This window comes from Skermanella pratensis (assembly GCF_008843145.1).
Lineage (GTDB): Bacteria > Pseudomonadota > Alphaproteobacteria > Azospirillales > Azospirillaceae > Skermanella > Skermanella pratensis.
This window is the reverse complement of sequence record NZ_CP030265.1, coordinates 2385798-2401818: the sequence shown is the minus strand read 5'-3', so window position 1 is coordinate 2401818 and position 16021 is coordinate 2385798. Positions and strand designations below refer to the sequence as shown.

General features: G+C 66.7%; 13 protein-coding genes. 8 read left to right on the top strand and 5 right to left on the bottom strand.

Annotation, left to right across the window (positions count from 1 at the left end):
* Positions 1-283: 283 nt before the first annotated feature.
* Positions 284-1477 (top strand): glutamine-hydrolyzing carbamoyl-phosphate synthase small subunit, encoded by a 1194-nt coding sequence (carA, locus tag DPR14_RS10850; protein WP_158045143.1) that lies wholly within the window; start codon positions 284-286, stop codon positions 1475-1477.
* 83 nt (positions 1478-1560) lie between these two features.
* Here carA and DPR14_RS10845 read toward each other — a convergent pair whose 3' ends face one another.
* The 5 genes from DPR14_RS10845 to DPR14_RS10825 form a co-directional block, all read right to left on the bottom strand.
* Entirely contained in the window at positions 1561-2025 is a 465-nt protein-coding gene (locus tag DPR14_RS10845; protein ID WP_158045142.1) for an NUDIX hydrolase, read from the bottom strand.
* The gene (locus DPR14_RS10840) at positions 2022-2402 is read right to left on the bottom strand and encodes a carboxymuconolactone decarboxylase family protein (protein ID WP_158045141.1); all 381 of its coding nucleotides are present in this window, start codon (positions 2400-2402) and stop codon (positions 2022-2024) included. Before DPR14_RS10840 ends, DPR14_RS10845 begins: the two co-directional genes overlap by 4 nt.
* Positions 2403-2497: 95 nt before the next feature.
* On the bottom strand, positions 2498-3220 hold the full coding sequence (gene phbB, locus DPR14_RS10835; RefSeq protein WP_158045140.1) for an acetoacetyl-CoA reductase: 723 nt from the start codon (positions 3218-3220) through the stop codon (positions 2498-2500).
* Between the two features lie 181 nt (positions 3221-3401).
* Positions 3402-4577 carry an acetyl-CoA C-acetyltransferase gene (locus tag DPR14_RS10830; protein WP_158045139.1) on the bottom strand — a complete coding sequence of 392 codons (1176 nt, stop codon included), beginning with the start codon at positions 4575-4577 and terminating at the stop codon, positions 3402-3404.
* A gap of 180 nt (positions 4578-4757) precedes the next feature.
* Positions 4758-5927, bottom strand: a complete 1170-nt coding sequence (locus DPR14_RS10825) for an alpha/beta fold hydrolase (protein ID WP_246149166.1) — start codon at positions 5925-5927, stop codon at positions 4758-4760.
* Positions 5928-6412: 485 nt separating this feature from the next.
* Between DPR14_RS10825 and phaR the strand changes: the two genes are divergently transcribed.
* The 7 genes from phaR to bfr all read left to right on the top strand — a co-directional run bounded on the left by phaR (position 6413) and on the right by bfr (position 15977).
* Positions 6413-7033, top strand: a complete 621-nt coding sequence (gene phaR, locus DPR14_RS10820) for a polyhydroxyalkanoate synthesis repressor PhaR (RefSeq protein WP_158045137.1) — start codon at positions 6413-6415, stop codon at positions 7031-7033.
* Positions 7034-7311: 278 nt separating this feature from the next.
* Entirely contained in the window at positions 7312-7704 is a 393-nt protein-coding gene (locus tag DPR14_RS10815; RefSeq protein WP_158045136.1) for a hypothetical protein, read from the top strand.
* A 179-nt stretch (positions 7705-7883) separates the two neighbouring features.
* Positions 7884-10049 (top strand): glycogen debranching protein GlgX, encoded by a 2166-nt coding sequence (gene glgX, locus DPR14_RS10810; protein ID WP_158045135.1) that lies wholly within the window; start codon positions 7884-7886, stop codon positions 10047-10049.
* 72 nt (positions 10050-10121) lie between these two features.
* Positions 10122-11150: a response regulator transcription factor gene (locus DPR14_RS10805; protein WP_158045134.1), complete on the top strand. Its 1029-nt coding sequence runs from the start codon at positions 10122-10124 to the stop codon at positions 11148-11150.
* 84 nt (positions 11151-11234) lie between these two features.
* Positions 11235-13109, top strand: a complete 1875-nt coding sequence (gene treZ / locus DPR14_RS10800) for a malto-oligosyltrehalose trehalohydrolase (RefSeq protein WP_211103962.1) — start codon at positions 11235-11237, stop codon at positions 13107-13109.
* 37 nt (positions 13110-13146) lie between these two features.
* On the top strand, positions 13147-15330 hold the full coding sequence (gene malQ, locus DPR14_RS10795) for a 4-alpha-glucanotransferase (RefSeq protein ID WP_158045133.1): 2184 nt from the start codon (positions 13147-13149) through the stop codon (positions 15328-15330).
* A 170-nt stretch (positions 15331-15500) separates the two neighbouring features.
* Positions 15501-15977: a bacterioferritin gene (bfr, locus tag DPR14_RS10790; RefSeq protein WP_158045132.1), complete on the top strand. Its 477-nt coding sequence runs from the start codon at positions 15501-15503 to the stop codon at positions 15975-15977.
* Positions 15978-16021: the final 44 nt, after the last annotated feature.

Below are 16021 nucleotides of genomic sequence, written 5' to 3'. Positions count from 1 at the left end.
AATGATAGCGAATGTCGGCCCCCTCCGCCAGCGGCGCCACGGCATGCCCGCCGCCCGCCCACGCAGGCCCGGGCGGACACCGCATCCTATTGACCGGGCGCCGGCCATGGTCTAATCGCACGCGGTCGGTTCAAACCGCGATCGAGCCCGGGCACATCGTCCAGGTCCGGCCGCGGGGTTGACGCGCGCCCTCCCGCCGACCAAATCCGGGCGGGAGCGGCCGGGGTCCGAGCCGCTTCAGGTAATGCGCCCGCGAGGGCCGTCAATATGGGGTCTTTCACCGATGTCCGAAAACACTTCCGCCGCCCCGGCGCCGAGCGCCGCCGACGCGTCGCGCCCGGATGGCGCCACCGCCGTCCTCGTCCTGGCCGATGGAACGGTGCTGTGGGGGCGCGGGCTGGGTGCCGTGGGCGCATCGGTCGGTGAGGTCTGTTTCAACACGTCGATGACCGGCTACCAGGAAATACTGACCGACCCCAGCTATGCCGGGCAAATCATCACCTTCACCTTCCCCCATATCGGCAACACCGGCGCCAACGGCGAGGATATCGAGACGGTCACACCCGCGGCCCGCGGCCTCGTGCTTCGTGCCGACATCACCGAGCCGTCCAACTGGCGCGCCACCCGTCACCTGGACGACTGGCTCAAGAGCTTCGACCTGATCGGTATCTCAGGCATCGACACCCGGCGCCTGACCCGCCGCATCCGTGACGGCGGCGCCCCGACCGGCGTGATCGCCCACGCCCCGGACGGCCGGTTCGACCTGGAGGCGTTGATTGCCCAGGCACGGCAATGGCCGGGGCTGGAAGGCATGGACCTCGCCAAGGACGTCTCGTGCCGCCAGACCTATTCCTGGAACGAAGGGATGTGGAAGCTCGGCCAGGGCTACGCGACGCAGGAGAGCCCGCGCCACCACGTCGTCGCGATCGACTACGGCGCCAAGCGCAATATCCTGCGCTGCCTTGCCGGGACCGGCGCCAAGGTGACGGTGGTGCCGGCGACCGCCACGGTCGAGGACGTGATGCGCCACAAGCCGGACGGCGTCTTCCTGTCCAACGGCCCGGGCGATCCGGCCGCGACCGGGACCTATGCCGTGCCGACGATCCGCGGCCTGATGGATACCGGCGTTCCGATGTTCGGCATCTGCCTGGGACACCAGCTGATGGCGCTGGCGCTGGGCGCCGAGACGGAGAAGATGCCCCGTGGCCACCGGGGCGCCAACCACCCGGTCAAGGACCTGGAGACCGGAAGGGTCGAGATCACCAGCCAGAACCACGGCTTCGTGGTCAAGCCGGACAGCCTGCCTGCCGACGTGGAAGTGACCCATGTCAGCCTGTTCGACGGCACCAACGAGGGACTGAAGGTCAAGGGCAGGCCGATCTTTTCGGTCCAGTACCACCCCGAAGCCTCGCCCGGCCCGGAAGACAGCCACTACCTGTTCCACCGCTTCGTGGACCTGATCGACAGGCGGAGCTGACCGTTTTTACTGCATGGACGGGAACTGAGAGGAGGTGCCCGGGCATCTCCTCTCAGTTCCCGTCCATGCGTGACCCGAAAAATCTACCCGGCGATCCCCCGCCGGAATGCCCGGGACAGCTCAATCACCCGGGTCGTCTCCCCCCACTCGACCAAGTCCGGGACCTGCTCCGGCGTGACCCACCGCGCATCCATCGCGTCATCGGCCGCGACCGGATCGCCTTCGGCGCACTCCGCCAGTACCTCGACGAGGGTGTAGTGGAACTGGACCTCTCCCTCACAATCGCGGCTGATCGAGTCCAGCGCCGTCACCACCGCCTGCGGGTCGACCACCAGGCCGGTCTCCTCCAGCACCTCGCGCGCCGCCGCTTCGAACAGGGTCTCGCCGACCGACTGCGCGCCGCCCGGCAAGCCCCATTGACCGAGCCGGGGCGCCCGGCCGCGGCGGATTAGCAGGACGCGGTCGCCCTGCCACACCACCACGCCGACGCCGACCCACGGACGGTCGGGATATTCCCGATCAGAGTGCTTCCGGTTGGGCGGGGTCACGACTTGAACCGCTCGTCCACCTGGACCCGGTAGCCGTTGGCGAGCCGGTTGGTCTCGTTCGCCATGCCGACGACGGCCAGCAGCTCGCCCAACATCTCGTCGGTCATGCCGGCCTTGCGGGCGGCCGCCGTGTGCGACGCGATGCAGTATTCGCAGTTGTTGGTGGCGCTGACCGCGAGATAGACCATCTCCTTGGTCAGCGGATCGAGCGCGCCCGGCGCCATGACCTCCTTGATGCTCTCCCAGGTGCGCTTCAGCGTCGGCGGATGGCTTGCCAGGACCTTCCAGAAATTGTTGATCAGGTCCGTCTTGCGGGTCGCCATGATGTCGTCATAGACGGCTCGGACTTCGGGACTGGCTTCCTCGTATTCGACCATCTGTCCTCCCTCTCGGAAATGAAGCCCTCGGAAATGAAACGGGGCGTCCCGCTGGGACGCCCCGTCGATCCTAACACCGCCAAACGGGCGAAGGATCAATACATGTGCTGGCCGCCGTTGATCGACAGGGTCGAACCGGTGATGAAGCCGCCCTCATCGGCCACCAGGAACAGCACGCCGCGGGCGATTTCCGAAGCCTTACCGAGCCGGCCGACCGGCACCTTGGCGACGATCTTCTCCAGCACGTTCGGCGGGACGGCGCGGACCATGTCGGTGTCGATGTAGCCGGGCGCAATCGCGTTGACGGTGATCCCCTTGGCCGCACCCTCCTGGGCGAGCGCCTTGGTAAAGCCGTGGATGCCCGACTTGGCCGCCGCGTAGTTCACCTGGCCGTACTGGCCGGCCTGGCCGTTGATCGAGCCGATGTTGACGATGCGGCCGAAGCCCCGCTCGCGCATGCCGTCGATCACGCTGCGGCACATGTTGAAGCAGGACGTCAGGTTCGTCTGGATGACATCGTTCCACTGCTCGTAGGTCATGCGGTGCATGACGCCGTCGCGGGTGATGCCCGCGTTGTTGACGACGATATCGACCGGACCCAGTTCCGACGCGACCTTCGCGAGACCTTCCTTGCAGGCTTCGAAGTTGCCGACGTCCCACTTGTAGACCGCGATGCCGGTCCGCTCGGAGAACTCACGGGCCCTCTCGTCGTTGCCGGCGTAAATGGCGGCGACCTTGTACCCGGCATCCTTCAGACCGACCGAAATGGCTTCGCCGATACCGCGCGTGCCGCCGGTAACAACTGCAACTCTTGCCATTGATTCCTCCCCCAGAAAGCGATGATGATTTGACGAGGTGGTCGAAGCTGAAGCCGCGGTGACGTGCGGCCTCAGCCTGACAGTATTAACAGTCGTTCATGTCCTGCGCGTTGACGTGCATCAAGCCGGACGGATCCGGGCCGATGTCAACGCTGACGTGCAGCAACAGGAATCGGACCGCTTAATCGCGCGCGACGGTGAGGGCGATGCCCATGCCGCCGCCGATGCACAGGGTGGCGAGGCCCTTCTTGGCGTCGAGCCTCTGCATCTCGTGGAGCAGGGTGACCAGGACGCGGGCGCCGGACGCACCGATCGGATGGCCGAGCGCGATGGCGCCGCCGTTGACGTTGACCTTGGACTTGTCCCAGCCGAGATCCTTGTTGACCGCGCAGGCCTGCGCGGCGAAGGCCTCGTTGGCCTCGATCAGGTCCAGGTCGTCGACGGACCATCCGGCGCGCTGAAGAGCCAGGCGGCTGGCCGGGATCGGGCCGGAACCCATGATGGCGGGATCGACGCCGGCGGTCGCCCACGACACGATGCGGGCCAGCGGCGTGATGCCGCGCTTCGCGGCGGCGTCGGCGCCCATCAGCACCAGCGCCGCGGCGCCGTCATTGATGCCCGACGCGTTGCCCGCGGTGACCGAGCCGTCCTTCGAGAAGGCCGGGCGCAGCTTGCCCAGGGCATCGACCGTGACGCCCGCCTTGGGGAACTCGTCGGTGTCGACGACGGTGTCGCCCTTGCGGGTCTTGATGGTGACCGGAATGATCTCGTCCTTGAACTTGCCGGACTTCATCGCCGCCTCGGCCTTGTTCTGGGAGGCGGTGGCGAACTCGTCCTGCTGCTCGCGGGTGATCTGCCACTTCTGGGCGACGTTCTCCGCCGTGGTGCCCATGTGGTAGCCGTTGAAGGCGTCCCACAGGCCGTCCTTGAGCATGGTGTCGATCAGCTGGGTGTCGCCCATCTTGGTGCCGTTGCGCAGATGCATGCAGTGGGGCGCCAGGCTCATGCTCTCCTGGCCGCCGGCGACGACGATGTCGGCGTCGCCCAGCTTGATCGCCTGATAGCCGAGCGCAACCGTGCGCAGGCCGGAACCGCAAAGCTGGTTGATCGAGTAGGCGGTCTTCTCCACCGGGATGCCGGCGGCGACAGCGGCCTGGCGGGCGGGGTTCTGGCCGGTGCCGGCGGTCAGGACCTGCCCCAGCACGACCTCCGACACTTCGCCCGCATCGACGCCCGCGCGCTTCAGCGCCTCGCGGATCGCCACTTCGCCCAAGGTATGGGCGGGTACCGAGCTCAGCGAGCCGTTGAACGCACCGATCGGCGTGCGCGCGGCGCTGGCGATTACGACTTCGGTCATGGGGAACGCTCCTTAGCTGATGGCAATTTTTTTATGGGCCTGCCTTTAGCACGGCTTAAACTAGCCCCAGCAATTTTTCGGCGCAAGGCACTGCGGGTTCATGCCCGCCCTACAGTTTTGCCCGCGCCACTAAGTCGCGCATTCGAAAAGAGAAAGCTAGTCTCCTAACGATTGGAATAATCACCTTCGGTTGCGGAGCCATTCGGCAAGGGGTTCCCACACCAAAGCCTGTGCTCCTGCACTGACGATCATGCCGACATGCCCCAGGTGGGGATTGTGGATGGCTGCGCCGGGGATCGCCTGGGCCAGCGCCCGCGCCGAGCACGGCGGAACGATGCGGTCCTTCTCCGGGATCATGACCAGCGCCGGCGGCCGCAGCCTGCCGGGGTCGACGCTCTCGCCGGCGATGGTCCAACGCCCCTCCGCGGTGTCGTTGCGGCCGTACCAGCCGGTCAGGCAATCCCGCGCGACGGCCGCCGGCAGTGCCACGCCGTCGTTCAGCCAGTCCTCCAGGGCCACGAACCCCCGGGCGGCGGCACCGTCCGGCGGCATCCGCGCGAACCGGGTGAATTTGCGCGCGACCTGCAGCGGGTCCTGCATGGCGAACAGCGCCTGGATCGCGTCCACCGGCAGTTCGCCCCAGGTATCGAGCACCGGCTCGTACGGCGCCAGGGCGGCCGCCGTGCGCTTCGCCATGGCCGGATTGTCGCCGTGGAAATCCCAGGGCGTCGCCAGCAGGGCGAGGCCGGCGACGTCGCGGGGCCGCCGCTGGGCGAGCGCCGTCGCCAACAGGCCGCCCATGCAGTACCCGACCACGGCCGGTCGCGCGGGGAAAAGGTCCAGCACGGCGTTCAGCGCGCGCTCCAGCCGGCCGGCGACGAAGTCGGTCATGGTGAAGCGGCGTTCCGCCGGGCCGGGCCGGCCCCAGTCGAGCAGCAGCGGCCGGATACCGCGGACCGCCAGCCAGCGCATCAGGGAGCAATCCCCGGACAGGTCGAGTATGTAATGGCGGTTGATCAGCGACGGGACGAACAGGACGGGCAGCCCGCCGCCGTCCGTCCCGTAATCGAGCAGGCGGGCCGGCCCTTCGCGCCAGACCACCGGAGGGTCGGCCAGGTCGCGGCGGTAGGAATGGTTCCGGTACCGCTCCACCCCCGTCAGCAGCGCGTCGAAGCGCCACCGCATCTCGCGGTCGACGGCCCGCGCGAAGTCTTCAGGATCGACGCCGGCGAGTTCCGCCCGCAGGTCCTCGGCGCGGTCCCGGAGGCTCCCCTTCCAGGGAATCGAGCCGCTCCTCAAGAACGGCAATCCGGCGGGCGAGCTCAGCAGCGTGGTCAGGGTCGCCGCCATGTGGAGCGCGAGCGGACGCGGACCCTGTCGGGGTATCCGCCATGGGTCGGCCGGCCGTGAAGGGGGCGAATGGGTCATGAAACTGCTGATGTTGACTGCTGCCGCGCGCGGCGAATGCCGAAAAGGGAGCCATGGCGGCGGCTCCCTGCCCCAGAATCTGGAACAGGCGGGCGAAATTCTCCGCGACCTCGGGATCGACCGCCAGCGCCGACCATTGGTCCTGCCAAAGGTCGAGATAGCGGCGCGCGAGGCTTTCCAGGGAGGGCGGTTCCTGATCCGATGTGTTGGCCATGGCGGCGAATATAATAGTGAACTACCGCATTTGAACAGGGCGCCGCCATTGTACGGCATGTCGCGGCCCGAACAGGTCGCCGCCCAATTGCGGGCGCCGGCGCGGCAGAAAGCTTGCTTAAGGGAGCTTTCTTCGCGTACTCCTAATGTCTTGAGGGATTTAAGCGCAATGCCACCGCGTGAAAGCATACGAAATGGCCGAAAAAGACGACGCGAAAGTTGCCCCGATCACGATCAAAAAGTACGCCAATCGCAGGCTGTACAACACTGCAACGAGCAGCTACGTCACGTTGGACCACCTCTGTCAGATGGTCAAGGACGGGATGGACTTTGTCGTCTATGACGCGAAGACGGGCGAGGACATCACCCGCTCCGTGCTGACGCAGATCATCGTGGAGGAGGAAAGCAAAGGACAGAACCTTCTGCCCATCAGCTTTCTCCGCCAGCTGATCAGCTTCTACGGCGACAACATGCAGTGGGTCGTGCCCCGTTACCTGGAATACAGCATGCAGTCGTTCGCCCGGAACCAGGAACAGATGCGTGACTACTTCTCGAACACGATCGGCGGAATCTTCCCGTTCGGCACCACGTTCGAGGAAGTGGGCAAGCAGAACCTGGCGATGTTCGAGCGGGCGATGCGGATGTTCACCCCGTTCGGACCGCAGACCGAGCAGGGCAAGGCCGCGGCGGAGCAGTTCGACCAGGCGGCCCAGCGCGCCCGGGCCGAAAGCGAGAAGACGCTGGACGACCTGCAGAAGCAGCTCGAAGAGCTGCAGAAGCAACTCGTCACGATCACGAAGTCCAAGGCCGAGTGACCGGGATCTGGTGACGGGAGCCGAGCAGCCGGAGCCCGCCGGAAGGGTGCCTGCGTCCGGCGGGGTGGTGGCTTGCCGCCCGTCCGGTAACCCCGTCCGGAACCGTCGCGCTCGCCCGAAGCGCTTCTCCGGGGGCTAATACGGCGTCGTCGCACGGATTCGGAATTCCTTAAGGCCCCGGGATCGAAACTGCTGTTCAATCCCCCAAAGGTCCATCCAGCAGAAGGTTCGGTACGGGAATGGCCGTCGGCCCCGTTTCACGCTCTCCGATCCAGCCCTTGCCCGACTCGCGCAGCCTGGTGCCGGTAACGCCCGCCCGCTCCCTGCCGGCGCGGGCGGATGAGGTCGAGCGCGAGAGGCGCCGCCGCCCGAGGCGGGCGGCGGAGCGCGAGGCAGACACCGCCACCGCCGGGACCGCATCCGACCGCGCCGATCCCGCGGCGCGGCGCGACGACGCGGAGGCGCCGCACCGGTCCGCGATGTCCGCCCAGCCGGCATCCGAAAGCCGGCGCGGCTGGGCGGCCCCCGGCAGCGCTCCGTTCGTGGCCCAGGTCCTGGCGCAGGAGGTCCTGAAGACGGGGCTCTACATCGAGCCCTGGCGGCAGGCGATCAGCGCCTACGAACGCGCGAGCGAGACCGCGGCGCCCCGGCTGCGCTACGGTATGCCCTGACGGCAACGCTGCGGGGCGGGGTTTCGGCTCCCGTCATGAAGCGCTTGCACGGCAAGGCGATTTCACATACTTGCGTTTGCCCAGCAGGTACCATCCGATATCGCCATATTTCGCGGCAGCAAAGTGACCGTCGGTTTCCCACGCACCAATCCCCTTCCCGACCTGAGCGGTGAACGCACATGAAGACGACGGGCTCCCCGCGCACCGTGGTATGGCCCGGGCGGTCCTATCCGCTGGGCGCCACCTGGGATGGCTTCGGCGTCAATTTCGCCCTGTTCTCGGCCAACGCCACCAGGGTCGAGTTGTGCCTGTTCGACAAGACCGGCACGCGCGAGATCGACCGGGTGACCTTGCCCGAATATACCGACCAGGTCTGGCACGGCTACCTGCCGGAGGCTCGGCCGGGCACCCTCTACGGCTACCGGGTCCACGGGCCCTATGAACCGTCGGCCGGCCACCGGTTCAATCCCAACAAGCTGCTGCTGGACCCCTACGCCAAGGCCCTCTTCGGAGCGCTCCGCTGGTCCGACGCCCATTTCGGCTACCGCGTCGGATCGACCCGCGAGGACTTGTCGTTCGACCGCCGCGACAATGCGCGCGGCATGCCCAAGTGCCGGGTGGTCGACCGCGCCTTCACCTGGGGCAACGACCGGGCGCCGCGCGTGCCCTGGAGCGACACGGTCATCTACGAAGCCCATGTCCGCGGCTTCACCATGCGCGATCCCGAAGTCGGGCCTCAGCTCCGCGGCACCTTCGCCGGGCTCAGCACTCAGTCGGTGATCGACAAGCTGCGCTCGCTGGGCGTCACCTCGATCGAGCTGCTTCCGGTCCAGGCTTTCTGCGACGATCGCCACTTGGTTGAGCGCGGCCTGCGGAACTACTGGGGCTACAACACCATCGGCTTCTTCGCGCCCGAGCCCCGGTTCATGACCACCGGCGTCCTGTCGGAATTCAAGACCATGGTGGCGCGGCTGCACGAGGCCGGCATCGAGGTGATCCTGGACGTGGTCTACAACCACACCGGCGAGGGCAATCACATGGGCCCGACGCTGAGCTTCCGCGGGATCGACAATGCCAGCTACTACCGCCTGATGCCCGGCGACAAGCGCTTCTATATCGACGATACCGGCACCGGCAACACGCTGGCGATCACCCATCCGCGCGTGCTCCAGATGGTGATGGACAGCCTGCGCTACTGGGTGTCGGAGATGCATGTGGACGGCTTCCGCTTCGACCTCGCCACCACGCTGGCGCGCGAGACCCACGGCTACGACGCCGGCTCCGGCTTTCTTGACGCCGTGCGCCAGGACCCGGTGCTGTCCGGCGTCAAGCTGATCGCCGAGCCGTGGGATATTGGCCCCGGCGGGTACCAGGTCGGCGGCTTCCCGCCGGGCTGGGCGGAATGGAACGACCGCTACCGCGACACCGTCCGGCGCTACTGGCGCGGCGATGAGGGCATGCTGCCGGAACTGGCCGGCCGGCTGACGGGATCGAGCGACCTGTTCGAACGGCATGGGCGGCGGCCTTGGGCCAGCATCAACTTCGTGACCGCCCACGACGGCTTCACGCTCAACGACCTGGTCTCCTACAATCACAAGCACAACGAGGCCAATGGCGAAGGCAACCGGGACGGCCATTCCGGGAACCACAGCTGGAACCATGGCGTCGAGGGCCCCTCGGCCGACCCCAAGATCACCGCCCTGCGGGAGCGCCAGCGCCGCAATTTCCTGACTACCCTGCTGCTCTCCCAGGGCACGCCGATGCTGCTGGCCGGCGACGAGATCGGACGGACCCAGGGCGGCAACAACAACGCCTACTGCCAGGACAACGAAGTCTCCTGGATCGACTGGCCGGGCGTGACCGCCGACGGGCGCGACCTCGCCGACTTCACCCGTCGGCTGCTCGACCTGCGGCGGCGACACCCGGTGCTGCGCCGCGCCGTCTTCCTTCACGGCACCAAGAAATCGGCCGACGAGGTCAAGGACATCACCTGGATCACGCCGCAGGGCACCGAGAAGACCAGTGCGCAGTGGAGCGACCGCCACGCGCGCTGCATCGGACTGCTGCTCAACGGAGAGGCAGGCGACTACATGACGCACGACGGCAATCCGGCGACGGACGACCGCCTGCTGATCATCCTCAACGCCTTCCACGACACGGTTCCGTTCATCCTGCCTAAAGTGCCGGGCGGCACGGCTTGGCGCTGCCTGCTCGACACAGTCGACTCCGCCGGCCGCTCCGACCGCGGAGATCTTCCGGCGGGCGAGACCTTCGAGGTGGACGGCCGCTCGGCCCACCTGTTCGTGCTGGTCGATGCAAATCCCCTCGATTTAGGGGCGCATTAGGAATTAGCGGCGATACTGCGCCATCCCGCGCGGGCCGCGCCGGTCCCGACCATCTGCCGACCGATAGTTCCCATGCCAGAATACGATCTAAATCAGGTCGAGTGCATCCTGTTCGAACCCGAGGGCAATGTCCGCCGCCTGATGCGCGATGCCCTGGGGCACCTTCGGATAAACCGGGTGCAGACGTTCGGCCACATGGAAGACGTTCGGAAGGCGTTCGAGACCGGCAGCCCCGACCTGCTGGTCGCCGACGCCACCGGCACCGACAGCGAGACCTTCAAGGTCGTTCATGCGATCCGCCACAGCCTGCTGGGCGCCAATCCGTTCCTTGCGATCGTCGTGACCGCCTTCAACCCGACGAAGTCGCTGCTCGCCCGGGTGACCAACTGCGGCGCCGACGCTCTGCTGGTCAAGCCGCTGGCCCCCAAGCAGCTCCACGAGCGGATCACGGCACTGGTCGAGAGCCCGCGGAACTTCGTGGTCACCAGCGACTTCATCGGCCCGGATCGGCGGAAGTCCCCGCGCGAAAGCAGCCAGATCCCGTTGATCGAGGTTCCGAACACGCTGCGCCTCAAGGCGACCAACGCCTTCGGCAGGACCAACCCGCACGAGCTGATCGAACGGGCGTCCGCCGATGTGAACGAGCAGAAACTCCTCCGGCAGGCGTTCCAGGCCGCCTTCCTGATAGAGTTCGCGACACCGGGCCTCTCGGCCATGCCTGTCGAACGGATCGCGGTGGAGCACCTGACGCGGGTGGTGCCGGTGCTGGACGACCTGATCCATCGCCTGCCCGCCCACGCGACCGGCAGCCGCTCCACGGCCGCCGACCAAGCCAGGGCCCTGATCGCCGCGGTCGAGGTGGCGCACGCCCAGACCCTCTCGGGCATGGTCCCGCCGGGACTGGACCGTCTGAAATCCTCGGCGCTGGAGATCATCTCGACTCTGAGCCCGGAGCGCCCGTCGGACGCTCCGGGCCGCGAGGTCGCCGCCGCAGCGGCGATGTACCGCAGCCGGCTCAACGAGATGGCGGAGGCCAAGGCGGCCGAAGGTGCCAGGGGCTTTGCCCCGGGGGGACTGGCCAGGACGGGCAGCTTTCTTTGACCTTTCCGGGAAAGGACGGGATCATCCGCCATGTGAGGATGTTCTAAGCGGTGTCTCACAGTCCAATCCCAGGATGGCTCCCCGATGTCCGCCCGCTTTGCCCACTCCATGCCTTTCGGCGCCGAACTTCGCCAGGACGGAACGACCCGCTTTCGCCTCTGGGCGCCCTCACATGCCGAGATAGGCCTTGTCCTCGACGGCCGGACGGACGCCCCCCTGCCGATGACGGCGCGGGAGGATGGCTGGTTCGAAACCGTCACCGACCGCGCCCCGGCCGGAACCCGGTACCAGTACCGGCTGCCCGACGGGCTGTGCGTTCCCGACCCCGCCTCGCGTTTCCAGCCCAAGGATGTCAACGGCCCGAGCCAAGTGGTCGATCCCACCGCCTATGAGTGGCGCAACACCGCATGGCGGGGACGCCCATGGGAGGAGACGATCCTCTACGAGCTTCACATCGGCTGCTTCACCGACGAAGGCACCTACGACGGCGTGCGCCGCAAGCTCGATCATCTGGCGAGGCTGGGGGTCACGGCGATCGAGTTCCTGCCGCTGGCCGACTTCGCCGGCCGGCGCGGCTGGGGCTACGACGGCGTGCTGCCCTACGCGCCCGACGATGCCTACGGCGCGCCCGACGCCCTGAAGCGCCTGATCGACGAGGCGCACGAGCGTGAGCTGATGGTCTTCCTGGACGTGGTCTACAACCACTTCGGGCCGGAGGGAAACTATCTCAGCACCTACGCCAAGTCGTTCTTCACCGAGCGCCATCACACGCCCTGGGGCGCCGCGATCAATTTCGACGGCAAGGACGCGCGTCCAGTGCGCGACTACTTCATCAACAATGCGCTCTATTGGCTCGAGGAGTACCGTTTCGACGGACTCCGCTTCGACGCCGTCCATGCGATCATCGACGACAGCAAGCCGCATATCCTGACGGAACTGGCCGAGACCGTCCGCGGGCGGATCGGGTCCGGCACGCCCGGCCGCCACGTCCACCTGGTACTCGAGAACGAGGCGAACCAGGCGCACCGGCTAGGCCGCGACGATGCCGGCCTGCCGCCCCACTTCACCGCCCAGTGGAACGACGATTTCCACAACACCGCCCACGCGCTGGTGACCGGCGAGCGCGCCGGCTACTATGTGGATTTCGCAGACGACTCGCATGGGAAACTGGCCCGCTCCCTGGCGGACGGGTTCGTCTATCAGGGCGACCCCTCCCCTCACCAGGACGGCAGGATCCGCGGCGAGTCCAGCGGACACCTGCCGCCGCAGGCCTTTGTCAGCTTCCTCCAGAACCATGACCAGGTCGGCAACCGGGCCATGGGGGAGCGGCTGTCGGCCCTGATTTCACCCGAACGGCTGAAGGCCATCACCGCGGTGTTCCTGCTGACGCCCCAGGCGCCCATGCTGTTCATGGGCGAGGAATGGGCGAGCGACCGGCCGTTCAACTTCTTCACCGACTTCCACGGCGAACTGGCCGACGCCGTGCGCGAGGGGCGCCGCAAGGAATTCGCCGGCTTCGCCGAGTTTTCCGACCCGGAAGCGCGCAAGAGAATCCCCGATCCGAACGACGAAAGCACCTTCAAGGGATCGAAGCTCGACTGGGACGCGGCCTCGGCAGCGGGCCATGCCGAATGGCTCGACTGGTACCGGACGCTGATCGACATCAGGTCGCGCAAGCTGGTCCCGCGGCTCGCCGGCATCGGCGTCGACAGCGTCTCGAAGGTCCGGAGCAAGACCGTCATCGAGGCCCATTGGCCTTTCAAGGATGGCGGACGGCTGACCTTAGTTGCTAACCTGGGCGACGAACCCGTAGAGGGACTCGAAGCGGTCGCGGGCGACCTGCTGTTCGAGACCGGCCGATCCCAGGACGCCCGGTCGGTGAGCAGCGACCTGGAGTCCGGGCGCATGGGTCCCTGGACCGTCGCCTGGTACATCACCGAACCGTCCGGGACGGTCTGAGACGGCAACCGGTGGGAATTAGAGGGGAAAGCAGAGCATGAAGGATGGAGCCGATCTGGACCGGCTGGCCGAGATGTTGGGTGTCGAGCCGTTTTATCACGACATCTGGGGAAACCGGCGCGAGATCGGCCCCGCCACCAAGCGGGATCTGGTTCAGGCGATGGGCTTCCCGGCCGGCACTCCGGAGGAGGCGGCCGACAGCCTCTACCGGCTGAGGGAGCGGGACTGGCGGCGAATGCTGAAACCGGTCTTCGTGCTTGGCGAATCCGACGCCGTCGAGGTCGACTTCACCGTGCCCGACCGGACCGACCACGCCGGGATCACCTGGACCCTGTCGGAGGAGTTCGGCGACGTGCACTGGGGCGAGCAGCCCCTCTCCGACCTGCCTGCGGTCGGGGAGGAGACGTTCGACGACGTCCGCTACACTCGGCACCGCCTGACCCTGCCGGAAGCCCTGCCCCACGGCTATCACCGGCTGGCGATCCAGTTGAACGTCGCCGACAGCGTCGTCCACGAAGGGTCCGCCTATGTTATCGTGGCGCCTGAGAATTGCCTGTCTCCCGACGAGCTGGCGGGCGGAGACGGCTGGTCCTGGGGCGTGGGAGTCCAGCTCTATTCCCTGCGCTCCGGGACGAACTGGGGCATCGGCGACTACGGCGATGCCGGAGCCGCCGCGGAGCAGGCTGCCGGCATGGGCGCGGGCGTGCTCGGCCTGAACCCCCTGCACGCCCTGTTCCCCTCCGATCCCAACCACAACAGTCCCTACTCGCCGAGCAACCGGGGGTTCCTCAACACCCTGTTCATCGACGTCGCCGGCCTGCCCGAGCTGGCGGGGAGTCCCGAGGCCCGCTTCCTGATCGAGAGCGCCGACTTCCAGGAGCGGCTCCGGGCCGTCCGCGAAGCGCCGCTGGTCAATTACGGGGCGGTCGCCGACCTCAAGATGCCGGTTCTCGAGCTGATCTTCAAAAGCGCCCGGGAAGCCGCCGGCCCGCGCCGAGATGCCTTTCTGCTGTTCCAGCGGGAGATGGACGAGCCTCTGGTCCGCCAATCCGTCTTCGACGCGCTGCACGAGCATTTCTTCAAGGGTGAGGGCAAGTGGGCTTGGCAGAACTGGCCCGAAGCCTATCGCGATCCCCGGAGCAGGGCGGTCGCCCGATTCGCCGAGGAGCACGCCGACCGGGTCGAGTTCTTCCAGTGGCTGCAGTTCGTCGCCGACGACCAGCTCGCCGCCGCGGCCCATCGGGCCCACCGCGCCGGCATGCCGATCGGCTTCTACCGCGATCTGGCCGTCGCCAACCATCCGGGAGGCGCTGCGGCATGGTCGGCGCAGGACGTCATCGTGCAGGGCGCCAATGTCGGCTCGCCGCCCGACATGTTCAGCCCCGACGGACAGAACTGGGGACTGGCGCCCCTGTCGCCGCTCGGTCTGGCGGAGTCCGCGTACGAGACCTTCATCCAGTCGCTTCGCGCCAACATGCGTCACGCAGGCGCGATCCGGATCGACCATGTGATGGCGCTCCAGCACCTGTTCTGGATCCCGTCCCGCCCGGACCACGAGGGCGGCGCCTACGTGACCTATCCGATGCGCGACCTGGTGCGCATCATCGCGCTGGAATCCCGTCGGAACCGCTGCCTGGTCATCGGCGAGGATCTGGGGACCGTCCCCGAGGGCTTCCGCCCGGCCATGCAGCGGGCCGGCATCCTGTCATACCGCGTGCTCTATTTCGAACGGGGTCCCGACAAGGGCTTCATCGCGCCGGAGCACTATCCGCGCGACTCCCTGGTGTCGGTCACCACCCACGACCTGCCGACCCTGAAAGGCTGGTGGAACGGCCACGACATCCGGGTCCGGGCCGAGTTGGGCCAATACTCCGAGCCCGGCGCGCTCGACTCCGAGCTGACCGAGCGCAGGGCCGACCGCGAGCGGCTGCTGTCCTCGATGCGTTGGGTGGGCGTGGTTCCGAAGGAAACCGGTTCCGAGGCGCTGACGGCCGAACTGACCGGAGCGATCCACGGCTACCTGGCGCGCACGTCCGGCCGGATCCTGATGGTCCAGGTGGAGGACATGGTCGGCGAGATCGACCAGCCCAACCTGCCCGGCACCGTCCACCAGCACCCGAACTGGCAGCGCAAGCTACCGGTCGAGATCGACGGCGTCCCCGGGTCGCCGCTCGCCCAGGCTATCGTCCAGGCCATCGACCGCGAGCACGGCCGCGGCTGATCGAAGCACTGTCATAATGAGAATGGTTATCGGCACAAGAAAACGGTCCTTGAGAATAACTTTCAGGTTTTATTTCGGGCCGGTTCGTATATTTAACAGAACACGGGGTTTACGCATCCCACCCGGGTGCGATCTAGAGGCTGGTACCCAGCGCTTGCACGGAGAAGAAAATGAAGGGCGATCCGAAAGTAATCCGTCATCTGAATACTATTTTGACGAACGAGTTGACGGCGATCAACCAGTACTTTCTGCACGCGCGCATGCTGAAAAACTGGGGCCTTCTGCGGCTCGCCAAATATGTTTACGATGAATCCATTGGCGAGATGAACCACGCCGACTACATCATCGAACGGATCCTGTTCCTGGAAGGTCTGCCGAATCTTCAGGACCTCCACAAGCTGAAGATCGGCGAAGACGTGCCGGAGATGTTTACCTGCGATCTCGGCGTCGAGAGCCATAACCGCACTTGCCTCCAGGAGGCGATCGCCTACTGCGAGGAGGTCCGCGACTTCCAGACCCGCGAAATCTTCGTCAAGATCCTTGATGAGACCGAGGAACACATCGACTGGCTGGAAACCCAGTTGGATCTGATCCAGCGCGTCGGCGCCCAGAATTATCAGCAGGAGCAGATGTTCGAAGCGAGCTGAACGCTCCTTCCAACCTTCTTCACCGCAAGTCCGGCGGCGGCCCC